We start from the raw sequence: 6,825 nt of genomic DNA, 5'->3' as shown, positions 1-6,825 counted from the left end.
CGCCATTATTAGTGCCAATCCATAAAACGCCTCTGCTGTCTTCTAAAATAGATGTTACCTGGTCATCATCGAGCGCTCCGTTTGTTAGTTTTTCACCATTATTAAAAATAAACGGGTAGCGGGTAAATCTTCCTGTTGCCCGATCGAGCTTACACAACCCACCACCATAAGTCCCAACCCAAAAGTTTCCCCGGCTATCTTCATAACCAGGGCGTCGGATATAATTACTGCTGATGGAAGTGCTGTCTTTTGGATAGTTGATATATCTTTTAAATTTGAGCGAAACCGGGTTATAGCTAAACAAGCCTTGCCCGTCAGTACTGATCCAAACTATCCCTCCTTTATCAATCATGATGCCTCTGTAAACCGGTTTAATGGTATCGCTTCCGGGGATAATAAGTTTTTTAAACTCTGTTAAAGAATCATTTGCTTCATATAGGGTTGTAACCGTTGACACGATAAAACGTCCCTTGGCGAGTTTTACTATATCCCTAACATCTTTACCGGGATAACTATCGGCTCTTTCATTTTTATGGATATAAGTAAACTGCGATCGTTGCTGATTTAATTTAAGTAGCCCATAACCTCGTGTACCAAACCATACAACTCCATTTCGGTCTATCAATGAATTATAAACGGCATTCGTCGGCAATCCATTAGGGTCAGAATCATCTGCTAGAAACCTTTTAAGTTTTGCTTGCGGAGAAGAGAGATACAGGATGCCTTTTGAGCCATACCCAGCCATCCATAGCGCCCCATCACTTCCCTGTTTAATATCAAGACAAATATCCTGCAATGCATCCACCCCGGATCGATCTGTTTGATAATTGGCAAACTCACCGCTAGCCCTGTTCATCAGCGATAATCCGTCTTTTGTACCGATCCAGAGTTTTTTCTTATTATCCTCAAACATAGAATAGATGGTATCATTTACTAAACTCTTTGCATTGCCTTTTACATGATTAAAAGTTGTATGCTTTTCGCTTTTGGTATCGAAACGCCATAAACCAGTTCCAGTTAAACTACCCAACCATAAGATGCCAGGCTGTGAGGGGGCTTCATATATTTTGATAAACGTGTTTGGATGATTAAGGTCGGCAGAAGTTAAGTAAACGGATGATTTATTTTTAACCGGATCATACTTAAAAAGCCCATTCTCTGTTGCTGCCCATATATTTTTTTGCGCATCATGAACTAAAGAATAAATTTTTGTTGAAGGAAAATGCCTTGCTCCTTTTGATCTGGAATCAAACGTGGTAAACTTTCCGGTGTTGGGATCAATCCGATCAAGATGGAAGTTTATACTCGACCCTTCTCCTAAGAACGATGCGGTCCAAATTTGTCCATTTGCATCTTCCGAAATTGCATACAAACTTTCTCTTTTGCCTGCGGATTCCTTTTTAGGATGTTCGTAGAGCGTAAAATTATCAGAAGCCCTGTTATGCCGAAATAAACCTTCGATATTAGTTCCCACCCAAATATTGCCTTTGCTGTCTTCGAACAATGTTCGGATGGAGCGGTATACCCTTTCTTTCTTATCCGCTGTTTGCAGGTTATACACCTTTACCTGGTAGCCATCGTAGCGCACCAGCCCATTTTGCGTGCCGAACCATATATAACCGTATTTGTCCTGTATGGAACAGGTAACATAATTTTCCGGCAAGCCATCCTCAACAGTAAGGCGATCAAAACGCAACTCACGGAGCTGACAAAAAGCATGGTGGGATGTTAGCAAACAAAGAAGAACTAAGATTTTTCTCATAATAGCACTTGGACTTATACTGGTAATGTTATTGAAAATTCTGCACCTTCGCCCCGTCCGACCGGGTCATCCCCGCCTGAGCGATCAGTTCGGGCAGGCGGGCGGGCTTTTTTCGTTTCCACCTTCATTTCTCCGCCATGCGCCTTCACAATATCGTAGCTGAGCGATAAACCCAGGCCTGTTCCTTCGCCGGTAGGCTTAGTGGTGAAAAAGGGCTGCATGATCTTTTCTTTAATAGCATCGGATATGCCGCTGCCGTTGTCCTTAACACAGATTTCGACAAAGCCTTTTCTGCTTGTTGTGCTCACTTCCACGGTTGCTTTAAACGCTTCGCCCTCTGCCTTCCGCCTTTCCTGCACAGCATAAAAAGCGTTGTTGAATAAGTTCAGCAGCACCCGGCCAATATCTTGCTGAACAACATTAATCTTCGGAAGAGAAGAATCGAAATTGGTAACCAGTTCTGCGTTGAAGGATTTATCCTTTGCCCGCAGGCCGTGGTAGGAAAGTTTCAGGAATTCGTCAGCGAGCGTGTTGATATCCGTGGGTTGCTTTTCTCCCGTACTAGTGCGGCTATGCTGCAACATGCCTTTTACGATAAAGTCTGCCCGTTTGCCGTGATGGCTGATTTTTCCTAAGTTTTGTTTGATATCCGCCAAAAGCTCACCCTCAAGTGCAATATTCTTTTCGCTTTCAGCTTTCAGCCTTTCAGCTTCCAGCTCATCAACAAGTTCCATACTCACTTCAGAGAAATTATTCACAAAGTTCAAGGGGTTTTGTATTTCGTGGGCAATGCCTGCGGTGAGCTCCCCCAGCGAGGCCATTTTCTCGGACTGGATGAGCTGAGACTGAGTTAACTTCAGATCAGTAAGCGCTGACTCTAAAACTCTATTCGCTTTCTGTTTTGATTTATACCGGAAATACACTGTTCCTGCAAGGATTAGTAATAATGCAGCTAAACCAATAGTGAAATTTCTAGTGATTGAGCCGATTTCATTTTCACTTTGTAGTTTAGTAATAGAAAGCTCATTTGCATCAATCTGCTGCTCTGTTTCAAAACTTATAGATCCGTATTTTTTTTGATCCTGTAACAAACTATCCTGTAAAGCGATAAAGTATTTGTTGTAACGGTTGGCTTGCTGTAAGTTTCCCTCTCGTTCATACAGCGCTGATAATAATTTATAATCTATCAGCTTTTCCCTTCTTAGCAGCTGAATTCTTGATAAATCTTTTTGAAGCAGTGCAATTGCATCTGGTATTCGGTTCTGCTTTTCACGGATTAGATGCAGATAATAATCTGGCGATAGTATTCCCGGCGGGGCATTTGCCGGCAGGTTATTTAGTTGGATGAGCTGCCAACATTGTTGCAATAATTTTTCAGCCTCAGTTAATTCACCTGTTTTGAGCTTGTATAATGCTTTGGTCTGCAAAGAATATACTATATCCTCCTTTTTCTTTGTTAAGGTATCTTGAAGAATATTGTTAAGAAAGTATTCTACACTATCTGTTTTCCCAGACATCAACTTTGCATGAACCAATTGAGTTGCTATATATCCATCGAAAGCATTACCAGTCTTGGATAACTCGTGAAATGCAATTCTTAAATATTTTAATGACTCATCATAATCCCCTTCAAGAAAGTAATAAGTACCTAAAACACCAATATGATTAACCCATAAGTTTATATTTTTAAACGTTCCAGAAAAAAATTCTGTTTTGATGTTACTATTTTTAGAAAGATAGCTAACAGATTTTTTCATATTGTAAATAGCTTGAGCCATCAACCCTTTCGATCTGTAAAAGCCCCCTAATACATAATAGCTATCAGCTAAGCCAAGAGAGTCATTTTTTAATTGAAACTCCTTTAACTTTCCATTAAAATAAGCAAATCCATCATCTAATAAACCTGATGTTCGGTAAGGAACTCTTAGTTGCCTAAAAAAATAACTGCGAATGTTTATAGCTGATAATGTTTTGCCGTTTTGCAAAGATTCATAAGTACGTTTACCATAAACAATGGCTTTTGCTTTATCCGTTGCTGTTAAACTTAGCATTACGCTCCTCCTTACCTGGTAATTCCAGGAGATATTATCTCCCACTCTTAATTTTCCAGCAGCCCTTTCCAAAGAAGTAACTGCAGCATCATCCAATGTAGTTTCCTCAATTAGTTTGGCAATTCTGATGAACCTGGCAGTGTCCACACCCTTAGAAACATCTATTTTTTGTAATACAGCGATAATAGAATCAACACGATTTTTCTGTGCAGTAACCTCACTTGCAAATGCTAGCAGAATGACTATGACTAATATCTTTTTAAAAAACATAATTATTCTAATGGATAAGTGTAATGATGAACGTTGTGCCTTCTCCTTCTTTTGTTTCTACTTTCAATTCCCCACCATGCGCTTTTACAATATCGTAGCTTAGACTCAAACCCAGACCTGTCCCTTTTCCTGTAGGTTTGGTTGTAAAGAATGGTTGAAATATTTTATCTAATACTTTTTGTGGAATACCGTTGCCGTTGTCATTAACACTGATTTCAATATTATCAGGAAGTCTTTTTGTAGTTATGGTAACTTTTGGCTCGTAATTTTCGCCTTCAGCATTTTGCTTTAAGCTTTCTGCCTTTCGCTCGTTTACCGCATAAAAAGCATTAGTTACTAAATTCATGATAACCCTCCCCATATCTTGTGGAACAATGGTGATTTTACCAATAGCAGGATCTAAATCGGTTTCAAAATGAGCGTTGAAACTTTTGTCTTTCGCCCGAAGACCATGGTAAGCCAATCTTAAATATTCATCTGCTAACGCATTGATGTCTGTTAGTTCTTTCACGCTAGAACTACTTCTGGAATGTTGCAGCATTCCTTTAACAATGGAATCTGCTCGCTTCCCGTGATGGGAGATTTTTTCTTCATTCGTCATTACATCATTAATAATTTCATCTTCCAATTGATCGTCTCTTTCGGCTTTTGGCTTTAAGCGTTCCGCCTTTAGCTCTTCTAACATTTCTTTATTTACCTCACTAAAATTATTCACAAAGTTCAATGGGTTTTGAATTTCATGGGCGATGCCTGCCGTAAGTTCGCCGAGGGAAGCCATTTTTTCTGACTGGATGAGCTGGCTTTGAGTGGATTTCAGATCAGTAAGCGCGGATTCTAAAACTTTATTCGCTTTCTGCTTTGATTTATACCGGTAATAAACCACCGCCGCCAGAACCAACAACAAAGCGGCTATCCCTATAATGAAGTTCCTGGTAAGGGAAGCAATAGTGTTTTCGCTTTGCAGTTTGTTTATTGAGAGCTCTTGTGTACTCATTTGCTGCTCGGTCTCGAAACTTAAAGAACTGTATTTTTTCTGATCCTGCAGCAGGCTATCCTGGAGTGAGAGAAATGACTTATAACTGATGGCAGCTTGCCGAAAATCACCTTGCTTTTCCTGTAAAGAAGCTAATAATTTATAATCTCTGAGTTTATCCAGTCGAAGCAGATGTATCCACTTGATATCATTTTGAAGAGCAGCAATGGCCTCAGGAATACGGTTTTGTTTAATCCTTATCAATGCAAGGTAATAATCGGGATAGATGGCTCCGGGGGGTGCATTCGCCGGTATATTGTTCTGCCTGATAAGCTGCCAGCATTTTTGTATCAAAGCTTCGGCTTCAGCCAGTTCATTGATTTGAATTTTATAAAAAGCTTTAGCCTGCAACAAATAGGCGAGGTTGTCTTTCAATGTCTGATTTACATTGAGCTTAAGGGAATGATTTAAAAAATAGTCCACACTGTCGGTCGTTCCGGATAACAACCTGGACACCGCTATGTTAGTCGCAACACTTCCTAATATAGGAGCATCTGCGTCGTCACTCAAAGCTATGTTCAAATATTTCAAAGCTGCCTTATAGTCACCGTTTAACATATAGTAGATGCCAATAACAGAAAAATTATTCAACTTTGCATTTCTGCCTAAAGGATTAGGAAATTCTGGTGTATTCAGATTATCGACAGCAGAACTCTCCATATAACTGACACCTTTCTTCATATTATAAATGGCAGTTTCCATTAAACCTTTTGTTCGGTAAAATCCGCCCAGCACGTAATAGCAATCAGCTAACCCAACCGAATCGTTTTTCAACTTATATTCCTTTAATTTTTCATTGAAAAAAGTGAACCCATCATCCAGCATATTGGAAGTGCGATAAGGAATTCTTAATCGCTTTAAAAAAAAACTGCGGATATTTACAGCCAGGGGCGATTTGTTTTTTTGCAGCTCTTCAAAATTGCGTTTGCCATAAGCTATGGCTTTTACCTTATTGGTGGCAATGAGGCTGGTCATAATGCTTAGCCTGGTTCGATATATCCAGTATATATCTTTTTTAAATACCTGATCGCCTGCTTTTTCCATTGCAGATACAGAGGCGTCGTCGAGTGTAGTTTTTGTAAGGCCTTCCATCGCCTTATTGAAACGGACGGTATCAACAACGTTAGAAGTGCGCACGTCTTTCAATACAGTAATTATAGAATCAACCCTATGCCTTTGGGCATAGACAGGCGTTACGAGTACCAGAATCAATAAAATAAATGCTGTCTTTAAGACAAGCTGCCGCACGCCCATATTCTAATTGTTGTTAAGGGTTAAAAGAAATGCTTAACTTCTAACTGTTCGATCCCTGCTCATTATTTAGCTCGGTTCCAATTTTCAAGCCTTCACTGTTAATTCTTAATTTTGTTAAATTACATATTAAGAGATAAATTATACCTTTTGGTAGACAGATATAATGGTACACAGTTAAATATATATCTTTATCGGGTTTCAGATCACTTAATGAATTTAAATGAGGCAAAAAATCACCTACTTAATCTTTTAAAACACGTAATGGCAAGTACTATCTGACATATGAAGCAAATATTATTACCTCTCTGGCTTACAGAATTACTCTATACCCTTGCCGGGATACTTTTTTGCGGCTTTGCACTCAAAAGCTTCCTGGTACCCAACCAATTCTTCGATGGCGGTGTTACCGGCATATCGCTGCTTATCCATGAGCTTTATCATGTAAATATCGCTTA

At 39.5% G+C, this 6,825-nt stretch carries 4 protein-coding genes; 1 reads left to right on the top strand and 3 read right to left on the bottom strand.

The genetic code is table 11. The features are described 5' to 3' along the window. The 3 genes from WKF69_RS03275 to WKF69_RS03265 all read right to left on the bottom strand — a co-directional run. A partial coding sequence (locus tag WKF69_RS03275; protein ID WP_340379479.1) for a two-component regulator propeller domain-containing protein occupies window positions 1-1,762 on the bottom strand: 1,762 nt, incomplete at its 3' end. 14 nt (window positions 1,763-1,776) lie between these two features. Continuing rightward, a complete protein-coding gene (locus tag WKF69_RS03270; protein ID WP_340379478.1) occupies window positions 1,777-4,083 on the bottom strand; it encodes an ATP-binding protein in 2,307 nt (768 codons plus the stop codon). A gap of 7 nt (window positions 4,084-4,090) precedes the next feature. Beyond that, window positions 4,091-6,370, bottom strand: a complete 2,280-nt coding sequence (locus WKF69_RS03265; RefSeq protein WP_340379477.1) for an ATP-binding protein — start codon at window positions 6,368-6,370, stop codon at window positions 4,091-4,093. A gap of 282 nt (window positions 6,371-6,652) precedes the next feature. Between WKF69_RS03265 and WKF69_RS03260 the strand changes: the two genes are divergently transcribed. Further along, window positions 6,653-6,825 (top strand): YitT family protein (locus WKF69_RS03260; protein WP_340379480.1); only part of this gene is annotated, 173 nt, incomplete at its 3' end.

Source organism: Daejeonella sp., from assembly GCF_037719425.1.
In the GTDB taxonomy this organism is placed as follows: Bacteria; Bacteroidota; Bacteroidia; order Sphingobacteriales; family Sphingobacteriaceae; genus Daejeonella.
The sequence above is the reverse complement of the archived record's forward strand: the minus strand, read 5'-3'. Positions and strand labels throughout refer to the sequence as shown.

Excerpts from the sequence above, each read along its gene's own strand:
- WKF69_RS03270 (WP_340379478.1), bottom strand. The coding sequence starts at position 4,083 with ATGTTTTTTAAAAAGATATTAGTCATAGTCATTCTGCTAGCATTTGCA.
- WKF69_RS03265 (WP_340379477.1), bottom strand. The coding sequence starts at position 6,370 with ATGGGCGTGCGGCAGCTTGTCTTAAAGACAGCATTTATTTTATTGATT.